We start from the raw sequence: 16573 nt of genomic DNA on the forward strand, positions 1-16573 counted from the left end.
AGCCAAAAATTACATACAGTTAAGAATTAAACTATATTTACACCCTAAAAAAATTGACATGAAAAATTTGATCATTTTCGGACTTTTTATCCTTACGCTGGTGTTTGCACAGTTTGCCCAGGCTCAAACAGCGGATGACGTTGTTAACAAGTACATAGATGCCCTGGGTGGTAAAGAGAAATTATCTTCTTTAAAATCGGTAAGGCTATCCGGCAGCATGAACATCCAGGGTACTGATATTGCCATTACCATAACCAAGCTGCACATGAAGGGGATGCGCATGGATATTTCGGTGATGGGCACGGAGAACTACCAGATCGTTACGCCGGGTAAAGGGGTTACTTTTATGCCGGTACAGGGTATGGCTTCGCCAACCGATATGTCGGAAGAACAGGCGAATGCGGCCCAAAGCCAGCTGGATGTACAAAGCGCCTTGCTGGATTATAAAGAGAAAGGCACTTCGGTTGAACTGTTGGGAAAAGAGAAAGTGGACGGCGTGGACAACTTCAAACTGAAGGTTACCTATAAGAACGGGATCGCAACCACGTATTATATCGGGTCTGATACGTACCGGCTTAACAAAACCGTAAGTAAAAGGACCATCAACGGGGAAGAAATGGAGATCGAGAATACCTATACCAACTATAAGCAGGTAGACGGTTTCTGGTTCCCCTTTACCAGCACCAGCAGCGTACAGGGTGAAACGAACTACGACAAGATTGAAACAAATATTACGGTAGACGAAAACATCTTCAAGTAATAAAAAACAGGTTTTTTTTTAAAAGCCCCGCTTTCCGAGCGGGGCTTTTTCATTTCATTTTGTACCTTACTTCAATAATTCATTTACGATGCAAAAACTAACGCTGCTTGCTGCAACATTGCTTGTTGCCTTCTCAACCCCGGCACAAAAGAAACAAACTGCCCCCGTCAGTAACGATGAAAGTATTTTATTCAGCAAGGTAAAATACCGTTCCATCGGCCCATACAGGGGAGGCAGGAGCGGCGCTGTTGCGGGCGACCCGGATCAAAAGAACACTTTTTATTTTGGCGGAACAGGGGGTGGTGTATGGAAGACCATCGATGGCGGCAGCAACTGGAAGAACATCAGCGATAAATATTTTGGCGGCAGCATCGGCTGTGTTTCTGTAGCGCCCAGCGACCCAACCGTCCTGTATGCCGGGGAGGGGGAAAATTCGTTGCGGGGAAATGTGAGCGAAGGTTTTGGAATATGGCGTACCGATGATGGCGGCCGCAGCTGGAAGCATACCGGGTTGAAAGACACCCGCCATATCATCCGCATTGTCATTCATCCAAAAAATCCTGATATCGTTTGGGTGGCGGCCATCGGGCATCTCTTTGGTCCCAACGAAGAACGGGGGATTTTTAAAACGGTGGATGGTGGCAAGACATGGAAGAAAGTGCTTTACGTTAATAACCAGACCGGTTGCAGTGACCTTATCATGGAACCGGGGAACCCGGCCGTATTGTATGCAGGCACCTGGCGCATACTGCGTACGCCATACAGCCTCGAAAGCGGCGGTGATGGAAGCGGTTTATGGAAAAGCGTTGACGGCGGGGAGACCTGGAAGAATATTTCGGCAAACAAAGGACTGCAAAGGAATTTGGGGAATTGTGGGAGTTACCGTTTGTCCCTCCAATACGGATAAGCTATATGCGCTGATGGAAAATAAGGACGGTGGACTGTATGTAAGCAATGATGCCGGCGAAAGCTGGATATTGCAAAGCAGCGATAATAATATCCGCCAGCGGGCCTGGTATTATACCAAGGTTTTTGCTGACCCGAAGAATGAGAATGATGTATATGTGTTAAATGTGAGTTTTTTAAAGAGTACGGATGCCGGTAAAACGTTCAAACCCATCCGGACTCCGCATGGTGATCATCATGATCTCTGGATCGACCCGGCTGACCCAAAGAGAATGATCGTTGCTGATGATGGGGGTGCACAGATCAGTTTTGACGGCGGCGAAAACTGGAGTACTTACCTGAACCAGCCTACCGCCCAGTTTTACCGCGTAAGTACCGATAATTATTTCCCCTACCGCATACTGGGTGCTCAACAGGATAATTCAACCATACGTATTTTATCAAGAAGCAGTAGCGGACAAATAACACAAAGCGACTGGCAGGAAACAGCTGGTAGTGAAAGCGGTTACGTGGTAGCTGATCCATTGAACAACGATGTTGTATATGGAGGAAATTACAGCGGTTATTTATCAAGGCTTGATCACAAGACCGGGGAGAACAGGGCTGTAAGTGTTTGGCCCGACGATCCCTTAGGCGCCGGTGCTGATGTTTCCAAATACCGTTTTCAATGGAACTTTCCCATTTTCTTTTCTCCGCATAACCCTAAGAAATTATATGCGGGCGGCAACATGTTATTTGCCACCGAAAATGAAGGTGCTTCCTGGACGGCATTGGGCGGAGATCTTACTACCAATGACAAAGAAAAACAACGTTCCAGCGGCGGTCCCATTACAAAGGACAATACCGGTGTGGAAGTGTATTGTACCATTTTCACAGCAACCGAATCTGCTTTGGAAAAAGACCTGCTGTGGACAGGCAGCGATGACGGTTTGATCCACGTAAGTAAAGACGGAGGCAGGAACTGGGATAACGTAACGCCTAAAGAGGCCGGGCAATGGATGATGTGGAATTGCGTGGAGACCGATCCGTTCAAAAAGGGCAAGGCATATTTTGTGGGCACAAAATACAAGAGTGACGACTTTGCCCCGTACATTTTTAAAACAGAGGATTACGGAAAGACATGGACAAAGATCACCAACGGGATCCCCGGCCTGCATTTCACCCGGGCGTTGAGGGCCGATAGAAAAAGACCGGGCCTGCTGTACTGCGGAACGGAATACGGCATGTACATCAGTTATGATGATGGTGCCAGCTGGAAACCCTTCCAGCTGAATTTACCGGTGGTGCCCATCACCGACCTGGCGATAAAAGAAAATGACCTGGTCGTGGCAACACAGGGCAGGTCGTTCTGGGTGCTGGATGACCTGGGTGTAGTGCAGCAAAAAGACAACAGCATTATTGATAAAAATCTGTTTGTGTTTGAGCCGAATGATGCCTACCGGTTTGATGGATACCAGAACCTGAATGCTAAAAATGCCGGGATGAACCCGCCCAATGGCTCCATCATCAACTATTACCTGAAGCATGTATCCGACTCTTCCAAAGTAAGTATCGAGATACTGGATAAGAATAAAAAACGGATAAAACTTTTTGCCAGCAATGCAAAGGACGACAAGATCGAAGTGAGCAAAGGCATGAACCAGTTTGTATGGAACATGCTGTACCCGCCGGCCGAAAGGGTGGAAGGGCTGATCCTCTGGCATGGTACGGTGCCCGGCCCCAAAGCCGCTCCCGGAAGATATTATTACAAGATAAAGGCTGATGCGGATTCTGCGGAAGGAAGTTTCATCATCCGGGCAAACCCCGTGTATAATGTTTCGCAGCAGGATTACGAAGAGCAGTTTAATTTCCTCATCACCATACGGGATAAATTCAACGAGATACAAAAAGCGGGAAAAAATATCCGGGACATCCGCAGGCAGATCAATGATTTTATCGACAAGCAGGGAAAGGGCTGTCCCAAAGAGATCAAACAACAGGCAGACAGTATCAATAAACAAATGACCGTGGTGGAAGAGGCCCTGCACCAGACCCGGGCAAAGAGCGGGCAGGACGTATTGAATTACCCGATCCGCCTGGATGATAAAATATCCGGATTGTATGATTTTGCTGCCAGCGGAAACAGCGCCCCGGCCAGGCAGGTGAAAGATGCGTATGCAGAATTATCGGCACAGGCAGACCTGCAGTTGAACAAACTGAAAAAGATCATCGAAGAAGACCTGGTAAAACTGAATGACATGATACGGGAGAAGGCGCTGCCGGTGATCGGGGTGAGGAAAGACTGATGCAGGATACCAGATGCCAGATGCAAGATACCAGATGCAAGATGCAAGATACCAGATGCAAGATACCAGATGCAAGATGGATCGATATCCTGCATCTTGAATCCTGTATCTCGTATCCTGTATCCCGTATCCGGGTATCCCTGTATATTTGCGCATGAATTTAAAAGCTTTCTCTTCTTCTTTCATAACCAAGTTCATCTTTTTAAAAAGGGCATTTGGCAACAAGCCATTCTGCCTGCTGGATATCGGCGCCGGTAACCATTCTGCCACAAAAGCAAAAAAAGTTTTCCCGGATTGTGAATACCATGGCGTTGACATGGAAAGGGATTACAACAACAGCGAAGCCGATTTTAAACTGATGACGGCTTTTTTATGAAATGGATCTTACCAAACTGAACTTTTCTTCCATCCCCGATAATTATTTTGATGCCATCTTAATGGTTCATGTCATTGAACATTTATACAACGGCGATGAAGTGATCAGGGGACTGTTGCCTAAACTGAAAAGCGGCGGCTATATGTACCTGGAATACCCCGGCGAAAAAAGTACCCGCCTGCCTTCCATGCCCGGCTCGCTGAATTTTAAAGACGATCCAACCCATGTACGTGTTTACTCCGTAGCGGAACTGTCAAAATTGTTTGGAGAGAATGGCTGTACGGTTTTAAAAGGAGGACCGAGAAGGAATGCCTGGTTCATACTGGCCATGCCGTTCAGGATCATCAGGACCTGGCTGCGTGGAAAAAAACTGCAGGGGAATGTTTTCTGGGATCTCTTGGGGTTTGCGGAATATGTGTGGGTGAGGAAGAAGTAAAACCGATACAGGATACAAGATCCCGGATATTACATCTCGTATCCTGTATCTCGTATCTGGCATCCTGTATCCTGTATCTAGTATCCGGTATCCAGCAAATCCGGCCTCCGCTCTTCCGTCCGCTTTACCGACTGCTCATGCCGCCACTCTTCGATCAGTTTATGATTGCCGCTTAATAATACATCGGGCACTTTCCATCCACGGAATTCTTCGGGCCTGGTATAAACAGGAGGAGCTAACAGATTGTCCTGGAAAGAATCGGTAAGCGCCGAAGTTTCATCATTCAATACGCCGGGTATCAGGCGGCCGATGGCATCTACCAGCACCGCAGCGCCTAATTCGCCGCCACTTAAAACATAATCACCAATGGATATTTCTTTGCTGATGAAATGATCCCGCACCCGCTGATCGATCCCTTTGTAATGCCCGCAGATCAGCAGCAGGTTATTTTTCAGCGAAAGCTGGTTCGCCATTTTCTGGTTGAATGTCAAGCCATCCGGTGTTAAGAAAATGATCTCATCGTACTTCGTAACTTTCTGCAATGCTTCAATGGCATTCACCAGGGGTTCGATCATCATTACCATGCCGGCACCGCCGCCAAATGCATAATCATCTACCTGGGCCCGGGCATAGGTGGTATGATCCCGTAAATTAATTACGTTCACTTCCAGCAGGCCTTTATCCCTTGCCCTTTTTAAAATGGAATGGGCAAAGGGGCTGTCCAGTAAATCAGGAACAACGGAGATGATGTCGATCTTCATGCTGCAAAGTAAATCTAATATCGAACAAGGACAAGTGAATACTGAACAAGGAACAAGGAATTTTGAAGTAAGCACTCGATCCTCATTCAAAATTCCTTGTTCGATATTCATTCCTTTGTTCAATATTCAAGGGCCCATAAACTGGTCGAGGTCCCGTTTATCTTTTTTTGTCGGCCTTCCCTGTTTGCTCATCCGTTTACCGGTATGGAATGCTGCTGCCTGGAACTGTATCCGTTCTATTTCTTCCGCCGGTGTAACGTCTTCATAATGCCTGATGGCCTCGCTGTATTGAACCCGTTTGTATAACAGTGCGGTCACTTTTATCACCCACCGTTTATTTTCCGTCTTCACTTCATATTCATCACCCGCATTCACCGTACGGGATGCTTTGGCATTATCCCCGTTATGTTTTATCTTTCCCCTGTCGCAGGCATCTGCCGCCTGGCTCCGTGTCTTGAACAGCCGGATTGCCCACAGGTATTTATCCAGGCGTAACTTTTCCTTTTCCATTATCCAAAAATAAATCCTTTTGTCACAATGCAGGTTAAAGCCATGGTATTTCATTAATTTTATTCACTAAAACACAACGTATGAAATTCAGGAGTTTCAAAATTGTCATCCTGTTTGTTTGCCTCGCCCAGTTCAGCCTTGCTCAAAACAGGGGCCGCATAAACTGGACAGAAGATGGGAATGCCTATACCAAAGTAAAGGATGGCGGCATTGTAAAAGTAGACCCCAAGACCGAAGCAGAAGTGGTGCTGGTAAGAAAGGAACAACTCACTGTTCCCGGGGCAAAGGGGCCCCTTGTTCCTCAATCGTATACATTCAATAACAACAATACCAAACTGCTCATCTTTACCAACACGGCTAAGGTATGGCGTTACAACACCCGGGGCGATTACTGGGTACTGGATATCATTGCCAATAAATTAAAGCAACTGGGTAAAACGCTTCCCGCCCGGTCATTGATGTTTGCAAAATTTTCTCCCGATGGAAGAAGGGTTGCCTATGTGAGTGAACACAATATCTACGTGGAAGAGATCAGCACCGGTAATATTAACAAGCTTACCAAGGACGGCAGCAGGAAGCTGATAAACGGCACGTTCGACTGGGTGTATGAAGAAGAATTTGGCTGCCGCGACGGTTTCCGCTGGAGCCCAGATGGAAGCCGGATCGCTTTCTGGCAGGTGGATGCTACCAGGATACGTGACTATTATATGCTCAATACCACCGACAGTGTTTACTCGCAGGTGATACCGGTTGAATATCCCAAAGTGGGAGAAGCGCCGTCGCCGGTGAGGATCGGTGTGGTGAGTCTCGACAACGGTTATATCCGCTGGATGAATATTGAAGGCGATCCGCAGCAGAATTACCTGCCCCGTATGGAATGGGCCGGGTTGAATGAACTCATCGTTCAGCAACTCGACCGCAAGCAACAGGAAAGTAAATTAAAATACTGCAATGTTACCGATGGCAGCAGCCGCACCTTCTGGGCTGAGAATAATGATTCATGGGTTGACCTGAATGCAGATGACCCTGCCGGATGGAACTGGGTGAACAAGGGCCTGGATTTTTTATGGATAAGCGATAAGGATGGCTGGCGTCATATTTACAAGATAAGCAGGGACGGTAAGACTGAAACACTGCTCACGAAAGGCAATTATGACATTGGGGATATCAAGTGCATTGATGAGGCCAACAACCATATTTATTTCACCGCATCACCAAAGAATGCAACACAATTGTACCTCTACCGGGTGAATATCGAAAAGGGAAACATCATTCAGAAAGTGAAGAAGATCGTTTCCAAACCCAGGGCAGATCCGGAAATGATAAGCGACAGCACCCTGAAGGGCTCACACGATTATAACATCTCCCCCAATGGAAAATATGCCACGCATTCCTTCTCCAACCACCAAACACCCCGGGTGATGGAATGGATCACCCTGCCGGATAACAAACCGGTCAACCCGGCTAAAACCATTGCAGCGCTGAAGAAAACCGACAACAACGTCAATATAGAATACCTGCAGGTTACCACCGATGACAACATCACGCTGGATGCATGGATCAACAAGCCGAAGGATTTTGATCCATCCAGGAAATACCCCGTGGTATTTTATGTGTATGGTGAACCGGCATCTTCCACCGTGCTGGACCGCTACGGCAACCAGAACAATTTTTTATATAACGGCGACATACGCAAGGATGGTTATGTACAGGTGGCCATCGACAACCGCGGTACCCCCATGCTGAAAGGGGCTCCCTGGCGCAAATCGATCTACCGCAAGGTTGGCGACATAAACGTGCGTGACATGGCGATGGGTTTTAAGAAGCTGATGGAACAGAATGCCTATTTTGACAAGGACCGCATTGCCGTATGGGGATGGAGCGGGGGTGGTTCATCTACACTCAACCTGCTGTTCCGCTACCCGGAGATCTTCCAGACGGGCATTTCCATTGCTGCAGTTGCCAACCAGTTGTTCTATGATAATATTTACCAGGAACGCTACATGGGACTGCCCCAGGAGAATATGGAAGATTTCATAAACGGTTCACCTGTTACGTATGCAAAGAATTTAAAAGGAAATCTCCTGTACATACACGGAACGGGTGATGACAATGTGCATTTCAGCAATGCCGAATTGCTGGTGAACGAACTGATCAAACAGGGTAAACAGTTCCAGTACATGCCTTATCCAAACAGAACGCATAGCATTTCAGAAGGCGCCGGCACCTTTGAACACTTATCTACTTTATATACCACTTATTTGAAAGCGCATTGTCCGCCGGGAGCAAGATAAATCTGTGATTCAATGAAAAAATAAGAAAAGATTTAACACAAGGACTTTAGAAAACGCCAAGAAGCAAATCATTGCCTATATGTTTTCTATGTTTCCTATGTTCTATGTGGTTCAAAATATTTTAAAGTTTCTCCCCGTGCTGGCTCAGATCCAGCCCTTTCATTTCTTCTTCATCGCTCACCCGTAAGGGAGTGATGAGATCCGTGATCCTGAGCAGTACAAATGTTCCGGCAAAGACAAAAGCCGAAACAGCGAGCATGGTCACCAAATGAACAATGAACAGGTGCGATTCTCCAAACAACAATCCATTGCCGGTTGTATTGGCGCTGTTGACGGCCTGGTTCGCAAAAACAGCTGTTAATAAAAAGCCCACCATACCACCCACGCCATGACAGGGAAAGACATCCAGCGTATCATCAATGGAGGTTCTTGTACGCCATTCCACCATCATGTTGCTTACAATGCTGCTTACAATACCCACCGTTAATGAATGGGCAATACTGATGTAACCGGCTGCCGGGGTGATGGCCACCAGGCCGACCACGGCGCCGATACAGGTTCCCATGGCCGAGGGTTTGCGTCCACGCAGTGCATCAAAGATTATCCAGGTAAATGCAGCAGCAGCCGAAGCGGTGGTGGTGGTGGCAAGCGCTGTTACCGCCAGTGAGTTTGCTCCAAATGCCGAACCGGCATTGAAACCAAACCAACCAAACCAAAGTAACCCGGTGCCTAATAAAACATACGTGATCCTTGCCGGTGTATGCGCTTCTTCGTTTCTTTTCTTCAGGTAAATGGCGCTGGCCAGTGCTGCCCACCCGGCGCTCATATGTACCACCGTGCCGCCGGCAAAATCGAGTACGCCATATTTATATAAGATCCCTTCCGGGTGCCAGGTGGCATGTGCCAGCGGGCAATAAATGAAAATGCAGAACAGGCAGATGAATAAAATGTAGGAAGTGAATTTTATCCTTTCTGCAAAAGCACCGGTGATCAATGCCGGGGTGATGATGGCGAACTTCAGCTGGTAAAAGGCAAACAGCATGAGCGGGATAGTAGGGGCCAGGATCCATGGCTTACCGTTCAGCAATCCCTTCATCATAAAAAAAGTACCGGGATTGCCAATGATACCGCCGATGGAATCGCCGAAGGCCAGGCTGAAACCGATCATCACCCAAAGTACGGTGATGACGGCCATGCTGATAAAACTCTGCAGCATGGTGCTAATGACATTCTTCTTGCTTACCATGCCCCCGTAAAAGAAGGCAAGCCCGGGTGTCATCAATAATACAAGCGCAGCAGCCGTAAGCATCCAGGCCGTATCAGCATTGTTGATGTTTGCCACTTCGGTAACGGCCGTTTTTGTTACAGCAGGAAAGAGAACAGACAGGGCCACAATTACCAGCAGCAGCAGGAAAGGAATGAGTGCTTTTTTTCGGTTCATGTTTATACAAATAAGAATTAAAGAGTTACTTGTATAGCAGGCAATTGTTACAAGTAAAAATAAGAAACGAATGCTGAAGCGGCTGGTTGCTTTATCAACATACTATCAATACAGCAAACTCCTGGAAAATGAACGGACCAAACCTTCCGTAACGCCTTACTCTACGTTTTAAGGATCTCAGTGAACCTGTACCATCCCGGTAACTATCGGGAGGTGATAGAAACAAAGAGAACCACATGGACTTCGGTGTAAAGTCCGGTGTTTTCTATCTTTTAAATGCTTCAGGTGCTATGCCGTTTAACAGCTGGTTCAAAACTTAATTTTCAGTTTTCAGCGGATTATCCGCAAATTTGCTGCAACAAAACCTTTATATGAGAAAACTACTGTTAATGCTTAGCCTTGTGCTGACCTCCTCCTTGCTGTTTGCACAAAAGTCATTCACCATCCGGGTGGTTGATTCAAAAACAGGAAACCCCATACCAAATGCCTCGGTAAAGATCAAATCTTCCAACAAGGGAGGGTTCACCGCTGCCGATGGCACCATCAGCCTCCAGGCTTCTGCCGATGATGTGATAGAGATCACCAACATCGGGTATAATTTCCAGTCGGTAAAATTAGGCAACCAGTCATCTGTAACTGTCAGCCTTGAAACAGCGCTGGTTGATATGGGCGATGTGGTGGTGGTAGGTACCCGTGGTGCTCCAAGGGCTAAACTTGAAACAGCCGTTCCGGTGGATGTGATCCGCATTAACCAGGTAGGACTTCCTACGGCAAAAATGGACCTGACCTCTGCACTGAACATGGCAGCTCCTTCTTTCAATTACAACAAACAAAGCGGCGCCGATGGTGCCGACCATATTGACCTGGGTACCCTGCGTGGACTTGGTCCTGATCAAACACTTGTCCTGATCAACGGCAAGCGCCGCCACCAGACCGCATTTGTAGCCCTGTTTGGAACAAGGGGCCGTGGCAATTCCGGCGCCGACCTGAATGCATTCCCGCAGTCGGCGGTTGACCGCATTGAAATATTACGTGACGGCGCTTCGGCACAATACGGTTCCGATGCGATGGCAGGCGTAATGAACATCATTCTGAAAAGGGATATCAACCACTGGTCGATCAATGCAGGATGGGCCGGTTATTACGATACAAAGTTCAACGCCCGGAAATTCAACGACGGCAACCAATATTATTCAGGAAATACGATCGACGGGGGAACAGTTACGGTTTCTGCAAACAACGGATTTAAACTGGGAAAGAACGGTGGATTTGTAAATATCTCCCTCGATTTTTTGACCCAGGGAAAGACCTATCGCCAGGCAGATACCGTAAACTGGCAGACCGATAAGAATGCATTGCCTTATATAAATCCCTACCGCCGTGCATTTGGCGATGGGTCGGTAACAACGTACGGCGCAATGTACAACATGGAAATTCCCGCCGGTGCAGGTAAGAAAACAACTTTTTATTCTTTTGGAGGATATAATGTAAAATCATCCGACGCCTTTGCCTATACCCGTAACTGGAGTGCCAGGCCGCAGCGTTTCCCCGTGGATGCAAATGGTGACCTGATCTACAACAGCGATATCATGCGTACTGCAAATGACGGGGAGATCTATTATAACCCGCATATCCAGACAAAGATCAAGGACGCTTCCATTGCCGTTGGCTTAAAAGGGATCTGTCATAAATGGAACTGGGACCTGAGCAATACCCTGGGCAATAATGATTTTCATTATTATGGAGATAAAACATTCAATGCTTCCATGTTCATGACACCGGGTACCCCGTTGCCTACTCATTTTGATGATGGGGGATTCCGGTTTTTGCAGAATACACTGAACTTCGACGTAAGCAGGTCTTTTAGCACCGTGGCCGAAGGGCTTAACCTGGGTTTGGGTGCTGAGTACCTGTACGAACATTACTCCATTTTTGCCGGCGAAGAAGGTTCGTATAAAAATTATCACCCGGCAGATATCTTTTACCCCAATGTAGGGGAGTTCCGTACGCCTGCTTCCGGTTCACAGGGTTTTCCCGGCTTCACGCCTTCGGATGCCATCAAGGCACAGCGTTCCAATATCAGTTTGTACGTGGATGCAGAACTGAATGCCACCAGGGCCTGGCTGCTGGACGGGGCTGTTCGTTTTGAGAACTATTCCGACTTCGGGTCGGTGGCTACCTTCAAATTGGCAACACGTTATAAAGTGGCCCGTAATTTCAACCTGCGGGGTTCGGTAAGCACGGGCTTCCGGGCGCCGTCATTGCAGCAGATCAATTTCAGCAATACGCTTACTTCTTTCAGCGGCGGCGTGCTGGTGAATGCACTCATTGCCCGCAACGGAAGTTCTATTACAAAAGCAGCCGGTATTCCCGACCTGAAGGAAGAAACCTCGGTGAACGGAAGCATCGGATTTTCCTGGAAACCCATCAGCGGGTTAACATTTACCATGGACGGGTACATTGTTAAAGTAAAAGACCGTATCGTATTATCCGGGCTGTTCAGCGCTTCTGATCCTACCTTGCCGCCCTCCTTTACTTCGCAGATACCGGCCGACGTAGCAACGGTCCAGTTCTTTGCCAATGCGGTCAATACAACCAACTACGGGCTGGATATTGTTGCTGACTATTCAAAAAAATGGGGCAGGAACGGGATCAGGGTCTTGCTGGCGGGTAATTTCCAGCGCATGAAAGTGGATGACATCAATGTACCCGCTGCGCTGAACGGAACAGTGCTGAACCAGAAGACCTTCTTCAGCGACCGGGAAGAATCCTTCCTGCTGGCATCGGCGCCCAATACCAAATTGAATTTGAACCTGGAATACAACTTCAGGAAATTTGCCGTGGGTACCAACCTTACCTGCTTTGGTAAAATAAAACTGCTGGGCTTTGGTGACGCAACAGCCGATAACCCGAACCAGACCGGTATCAACCCGCAGGTGCCCACCGATGCAGATCCGAATGTATACGTGCCCGAAGAGTTCAACTTCAAGTCAAAGCTGGTGGCCGACCTGTATGCATCGTATAAACTCTGTAAACGCATCACGTTGTTTGTGGGGGCAGACAATGTATTTAATGTGCATCCCAACCTGGGCGTGAACCCACAGGCGAAAGGCTGGTTTGGTGATAACGAATCCGGCGGACCATGGGACAGTGTGCAGATGGGTTTCAACGGAAGAAAATTATTCGGAAAGGTTTCTTTCAATTTTTAGAACCTCGTTAAAATAAAATAATTTTAAAGGCATTCACACGAATGCCTTTATTCATTTCAAAGCAGGGTTATGAAAAAATATACAACACTCCTTCTCTCTTTTTTTATCCTGGCTTTCATCAAATGCTTATCAGCCCAGAACAAGATCGTTGTCTTCCAGTCTGATTTCGGGTTGAAGGACGGCGCCGTATCTGCCATGAAGGGGGTGGCTATGGGCGTTTCACCGGATCTGAAATTATATGACATTACGCATGAGATCCCGGCATACAATGTATGGGAAGCAGCATACCGGCTTGAGCAAACCGTTCCTTACTGGCCCGCAGGTACGGTGTTCGTTTCGGTGGTCGATCCCGGGGTGGGAACAGACCGCAGGTCCGTTGTACTGAAAACAAACTCGGGGCATTTCATTGTCACACCCGATAATGGCACCCTGACCTTAATTGCTGAAACCCTCGGTATTGCTGAGATAAGAGAGATCGATGAAGCGGTGAACCGCCGGAAGAATTCAGAGAGGTCCTATACATTTCACGGGCGGGATGTGTATGCATACACAGCTGCACGATTAGCAGCGGGAAGCATCCGCTTTGAGCAGGTGGGCCCGGCATTGCAGAAAGAGGTGGTGAAGATCCCCTTTCAAAAAGCGGAGCTGACCGGCAACAGGATCAAAGGCACCATTGCCATCCTGGATGTGCAGTATGGGAATATCTGGACAAATATCCCGGCGGAGCTTTTCAATAAATTGAATGTGAAGGTTGGCGATAAGCTGCGGGTACTGATCTACCGGAACAATATAAAGAGATACGAAGGGATCATGCCTTACAGCGAGACCTTTGGCGGCGTGGCTAAAGGAAAGCCATTGATCTACCTGAACAGTTTATTGCAGGTTTCCTTTGCGCTGAACATGGGAAATTTTTCTGAAGTGCATAAAGTGTATAGCGGGAGTGAGTGGAGGGTGGAGATACGAAAATAATGAACAAGAAACAAGGTATGATGAACAATGAATCTTTTTCTCATTAGTAAATCTTCAAATCACCAAATCATCAAATCGTCCTCCCCGGATACTCCTCCAGCGCCTTCTCCAAACAATCCATTGCTGCATTGATAGCCGTTACATTGATCACATAGGCCAGCCGTACTTCCTGCTTGCCCAATCCGGGTGTGCTGTAAAAGCCGGTGGCAGGTGCCAGCATCACGGTCTGGTTGTTGTAGTTAAAGGATTCCAGCAGCCATTGGCAGAATTTATCCGAATCATCAATGGGCAATTTGGCCATGGCATAAAAAGCGCCGCCGGGGTTAGGACAAAAGACACCGGGTATCTTATTTAATCTCGTTACAATGGTATCACGGCGCAGTTTGTATTCTGCCTTGGCGGTATCAAAATAATTATCAGGAAGGTCAACCGCCGCTTCGCCCAGTATCTGTGCAAATGACGGGGGGCTTAACCTTGCCTGTGCAAATTTCATCGTGGTATCCAGCAGCGCTTTGTTCCTGGTGACAAAGGCCCCAATGCGTCCGCCGCAGGCGCTGTAGCGTTTGCTGATGGTGTCCATCAGCACCACATGATCATCAACACCCGTTAAATGCATGGCGCTGGTATGTTTTCCTTCATAGCAGAATTCACGATAGGCTTCATCGGCAAATAAATACAGGTTGTGTTTGATGATGAGCTGCTTCAGCACTTCCATCTCTGCAGCACTGTATAAATAACCGGTGGGGTTATTGGGATTACAGATAACAATGGCCTTCGTCTTCGGCGTGATCACTTTTTCAAAATCAGCAATGGGTGGTAATGCAAAACCTGTTTCAATGGAAGACGTAATAGGTTTTACAACCACATCGGCTTCCACGGCAAAGCCATTGTAGTTGGCATAAAAAGGTTCGGGAATGATCACTTCATCCCCGGCATCCATACAGGCCATAAAGCCAAAGATGATGGCTTCACTGCCACCGGTGGTAATGATGATCTGTTCATGTGTAACGTCGATGCCCACTTTCTTATAATATTGCACTAATTTTTTGCGGTAGCTTTCATTGCCGGCGCTGTGACTGTATTCCAGCACCTTAAAATCAGAATGGCGTACGGCATCCAGCACCATTTTTGGTGTTTCAATATCCGGCTGGCCAATGTTGAGGTGGTATACTTTTGTGCCCTTGCGCTTTGCGGCTTCGGCATACGGAACCAATTTTCGGATGGGGGAAGCAGGCATCTGCATTCCGCGGTTACTTACTGTTAGCATGGTGCAAATATAAGATGAAAGCCGATACAGGAAGCAGGATGCCGGATGCCGGAAACCGGATACCAGATACCGGATACCAGATACCGGATACTGGTAACTGGTCATTGAGCTCTTCAAACCACAAACCACAAACTTCAAACCTCAAATTCTTACTTTTGCACATGCCCAGTTTCATAACCCCCAGCCGCATTATCGTTACCTGCAGTAACCGTCTTTCTTCTTACCTGCAAATGGAAGTAGCGGAGCTTGGATACAAACCCGAACGGGTCTTTAAGACCGGGGTGGAATTAAAGGGCACACTGGTTGACTGTATCCGGCTGAACCTGAACCTGCGTTGTGCCAGCCAGGTATTGTTTTCCTTAAAAGAATTCCGGGCCGATAATGCAGATGACCTGTATAAGGCATTGCTCGATTTTCCATGGGAAGATATCCTGGAACGGGATGGATATTTTTCCATCAGTAGCAATGTAAGCAATGATACCATCAACAATTCCTTATTCGCCAATGTAAAAGTGAAGGATGCGATCGTAGACAGGTTCCGGAATAAGACCGGCGAACGCCCTAACTCAGGACCCGAGCTGGATAAAACGGTCATTCATTTGTACTGGAAGGAATCGCTGGCAGAGATTTTCATAGATACATCCGGGGAAACATTATCCAAGCACGGTTACCGAAAGATCCCCGGCAAGGCGCCCATGCTGGAATCATTGGCAGCAGCAACCTTGCTGGCAACCAAATGGGACAGGCATTCCGTTTTTGTAAATCCCATGTGTGGTTCCGGTACGGTGGCCATTGAAGCAGCTCTGCTTGCCACCAACCGTAAACCGGGTCTGCTTCGTTTTAATTATGCATTCATGCACCTGGCAGGGTATAATGAAAGGATCTATGATGCTGCATTTAAAGAACTGGAGCAGCAGGTTACAGAAGTGCCGGGATTAAAGATCATTGCCACGGATATCAGCGAAGACGCGGTGAATATTTCGAAGATCAATGCGGGCATAGCAGGTGTGGAGGAATATATTGAATTTGCTGTTTGTGATTTTGAAGAGACAAATGTACCTGAAGAAGGGAAAGGTGTTGTTTATTTCAACCCTGAATATGGCGACCGCCTGGGTGTGGAAGCTGAACTGGAGATCACATATAAACGCATTGGTGATTTTTTAAAGAAGAAATGCAAGGGTTACTTCGGTTATATTTTTACCGGCAATTTAGAACTGGCAAAAAAGATCGGCCTCAAGCCAAACCGGCGTATTGAATTCTATACAAGTAAAATTGATTGCCGGTTGTTCGAATACGAATTGTACAGCGGTACAAAGCGATCAGATAAATAATGCGCTTATTTATTTAACTTTATTTATC

Annotated in this window: 11 protein-coding genes and 1 pseudogene; 8 read left to right on the forward strand and 4 right to left on the reverse strand. The window is 47.3% G+C overall.

The window, feature by feature from the left end; genetic code table 11:
* Positions 1–58 precede the first annotated feature (58 nt).
* The 4 genes and pseudogenes from IPJ02_12410 (at position 59) to IPJ02_12425 (ending at position 4763) form a co-directional block, all read left to right on the forward strand.
* On the forward strand, positions 59–760 hold the full coding sequence (locus tag IPJ02_12410; GenBank protein MBK7376325.1) for a hypothetical protein: 702 nt from the start codon (positions 59–61) through the stop codon (positions 758–760).
* A gap of 88 nt (positions 761–848) precedes the next feature.
* Positions 849–3951: pseudogene (locus IPJ02_12415) on the forward strand (glycosyl hydrolase).
* A 154-nt stretch (positions 3952–4105) separates the two neighbouring features.
* Positions 4106–4327 carry a hypothetical protein gene (locus tag IPJ02_12420; protein ID MBK7376326.1) on the forward strand — a complete coding sequence of 74 codons (222 nt, stop codon included), beginning with the start codon at positions 4106–4108 and terminating at the stop codon, positions 4325–4327.
* Position 4328: 1 nt separating this feature from the next.
* The gene (locus IPJ02_12425) at positions 4329–4763 is read left to right on the forward strand and encodes a methyltransferase domain-containing protein (protein ID MBK7376327.1); all 435 of its coding nucleotides are present in this window, start codon (positions 4329–4331) and stop codon (positions 4761–4763) included.
* A 77-nt stretch (positions 4764–4840) separates the two neighbouring features.
* On the opposite strand, the gene trmD is transcribed toward IPJ02_12425, so the two are convergent.
* On the reverse strand, positions 4841–5524 hold the full coding sequence (trmD, locus tag IPJ02_12430; protein MBK7376328.1) for a tRNA (guanosine(37)-N1)-methyltransferase TrmD: 684 nt from the start codon (positions 5522–5524) through the stop codon (positions 4841–4843).
* A 126-nt stretch (positions 5525–5650) separates the two neighbouring features.
* A complete protein-coding gene (locus IPJ02_12435; GenBank protein MBK7376329.1) occupies positions 5651–6034 on the reverse strand; it encodes an RNA-binding S4 domain-containing protein in 384 nt (127 codons plus the stop codon).
* A gap of 80 nt (positions 6035–6114) precedes the next feature.
* Between IPJ02_12435 and IPJ02_12440 the strand changes: the two genes are divergently transcribed.
* Positions 6115–8328 carry a DPP IV N-terminal domain-containing protein gene (locus tag IPJ02_12440; protein ID MBK7376330.1) on the forward strand — a complete coding sequence of 738 codons (2214 nt, stop codon included), beginning with the start codon at positions 6115–6117 and terminating at the stop codon, positions 8326–8328.
* A gap of 121 nt (positions 8329–8449) precedes the next feature.
* On the opposite strand, the gene IPJ02_12445 is transcribed toward IPJ02_12440, so the two are convergent.
* Entirely contained in the window at positions 8450–9769 is a 1320-nt protein-coding gene (locus IPJ02_12445; protein MBK7376331.1) for an ammonium transporter, read from the reverse strand.
* A 371-nt stretch (positions 9770–10140) separates the two neighbouring features.
* Between IPJ02_12445 and IPJ02_12450 the strand changes: the two genes are divergently transcribed.
* Positions 10141–12978 carry a TonB-dependent receptor gene (locus IPJ02_12450; GenBank protein MBK7376332.1) on the forward strand — a complete coding sequence of 946 codons (2838 nt, stop codon included), beginning with the start codon at positions 10141–10143 and terminating at the stop codon, positions 12976–12978.
* Positions 12979–13047: 69 nt separating this feature from the next.
* On the forward strand, positions 13048–13947 hold the full coding sequence (locus IPJ02_12455; protein ID MBK7376333.1) for an S-adenosyl-l-methionine hydroxide adenosyltransferase family protein: 900 nt from the start codon (positions 13048–13050) through the stop codon (positions 13945–13947).
* Between the two features lie 70 nt (positions 13948–14017).
* On the opposite strand, the gene IPJ02_12460 is transcribed toward IPJ02_12455, so the two are convergent.
* Positions 14018–15214, reverse strand: a complete 1197-nt coding sequence (locus IPJ02_12460; protein MBK7376334.1) for a pyridoxal phosphate-dependent aminotransferase — start codon at positions 15212–15214, stop codon at positions 14018–14020.
* Between the two features lie 161 nt (positions 15215–15375).
* Between IPJ02_12460 and IPJ02_12465 the strand changes: the two genes are divergently transcribed.
* A complete protein-coding gene (locus IPJ02_12465) occupies positions 15376–16545 on the forward strand; it encodes a class I SAM-dependent RNA methyltransferase (protein ID MBK7376335.1) in 1170 nt (389 codons plus the stop codon).
* The last annotated feature ends 28 nt before the right edge of the window (positions 16546–16573 follow it).

The sequence above is a fragment of the Chitinophagaceae bacterium genome, from assembly GCA_016710165.1.
Classification (GTDB): domain Bacteria; phylum Bacteroidota; class Bacteroidia; order Chitinophagales; family Chitinophagaceae; genus Ferruginibacter.

Bases quoted from the DNA above. Each gene is read 5' to 3' on its own strand.
- IPJ02_12410 (MBK7376325.1), top strand. From the start codon at position 59: ATGAAAAATTTGATCATTTTCGGACTTTTTATCCTTACGCTGGTGTTT.
- IPJ02_12420 (MBK7376326.1), top strand. From the start codon at position 4,106: ATGAATTTAAAAGCTTTCTCTTCTTCTTTCATAACCAAGTTCATCTTT.
- IPJ02_12425 (MBK7376327.1), top strand. From the start codon at position 4,329: ATGGATCTTACCAAACTGAACTTTTCTTCCATCCCCGATAATTATTTT.
- trmD (MBK7376328.1), bottom strand. From the start codon at position 5,524: ATGAAGATCGACATCATCTCCGTTGTTCCTGATTTACTGGACAGCCCC.
- IPJ02_12435 (MBK7376329.1), bottom strand. From the start codon at position 6,034: ATGGAAAAGGAAAAGTTACGCCTGGATAAATACCTGTGGGCAATCCGG.
- IPJ02_12440 (MBK7376330.1), top strand. From the start codon at position 6,115: ATGAAATTCAGGAGTTTCAAAATTGTCATCCTGTTTGTTTGCCTCGCC.
- IPJ02_12445 (MBK7376331.1), bottom strand. From the start codon at position 9,769: ATGAACCGAAAAAAAGCACTCATTCCTTTCCTGCTGCTGCTGGTAATT.
- IPJ02_12450 (MBK7376332.1), top strand. From the start codon at position 10,141: ATGAGAAAACTACTGTTAATGCTTAGCCTTGTGCTGACCTCCTCCTTG.
- IPJ02_12455 (MBK7376333.1), top strand. From the start codon at position 13,048: ATGAAAAAATATACAACACTCCTTCTCTCTTTTTTTATCCTGGCTTTC.
- IPJ02_12460 (MBK7376334.1), bottom strand. From the start codon at position 15,214: ATGCTAACAGTAAGTAACCGCGGAATGCAGATGCCTGCTTCCCCCATC.
- IPJ02_12465 (MBK7376335.1), top strand. From the start codon at position 15,376: ATGCCCAGTTTCATAACCCCCAGCCGCATTATCGTTACCTGCAGTAAC.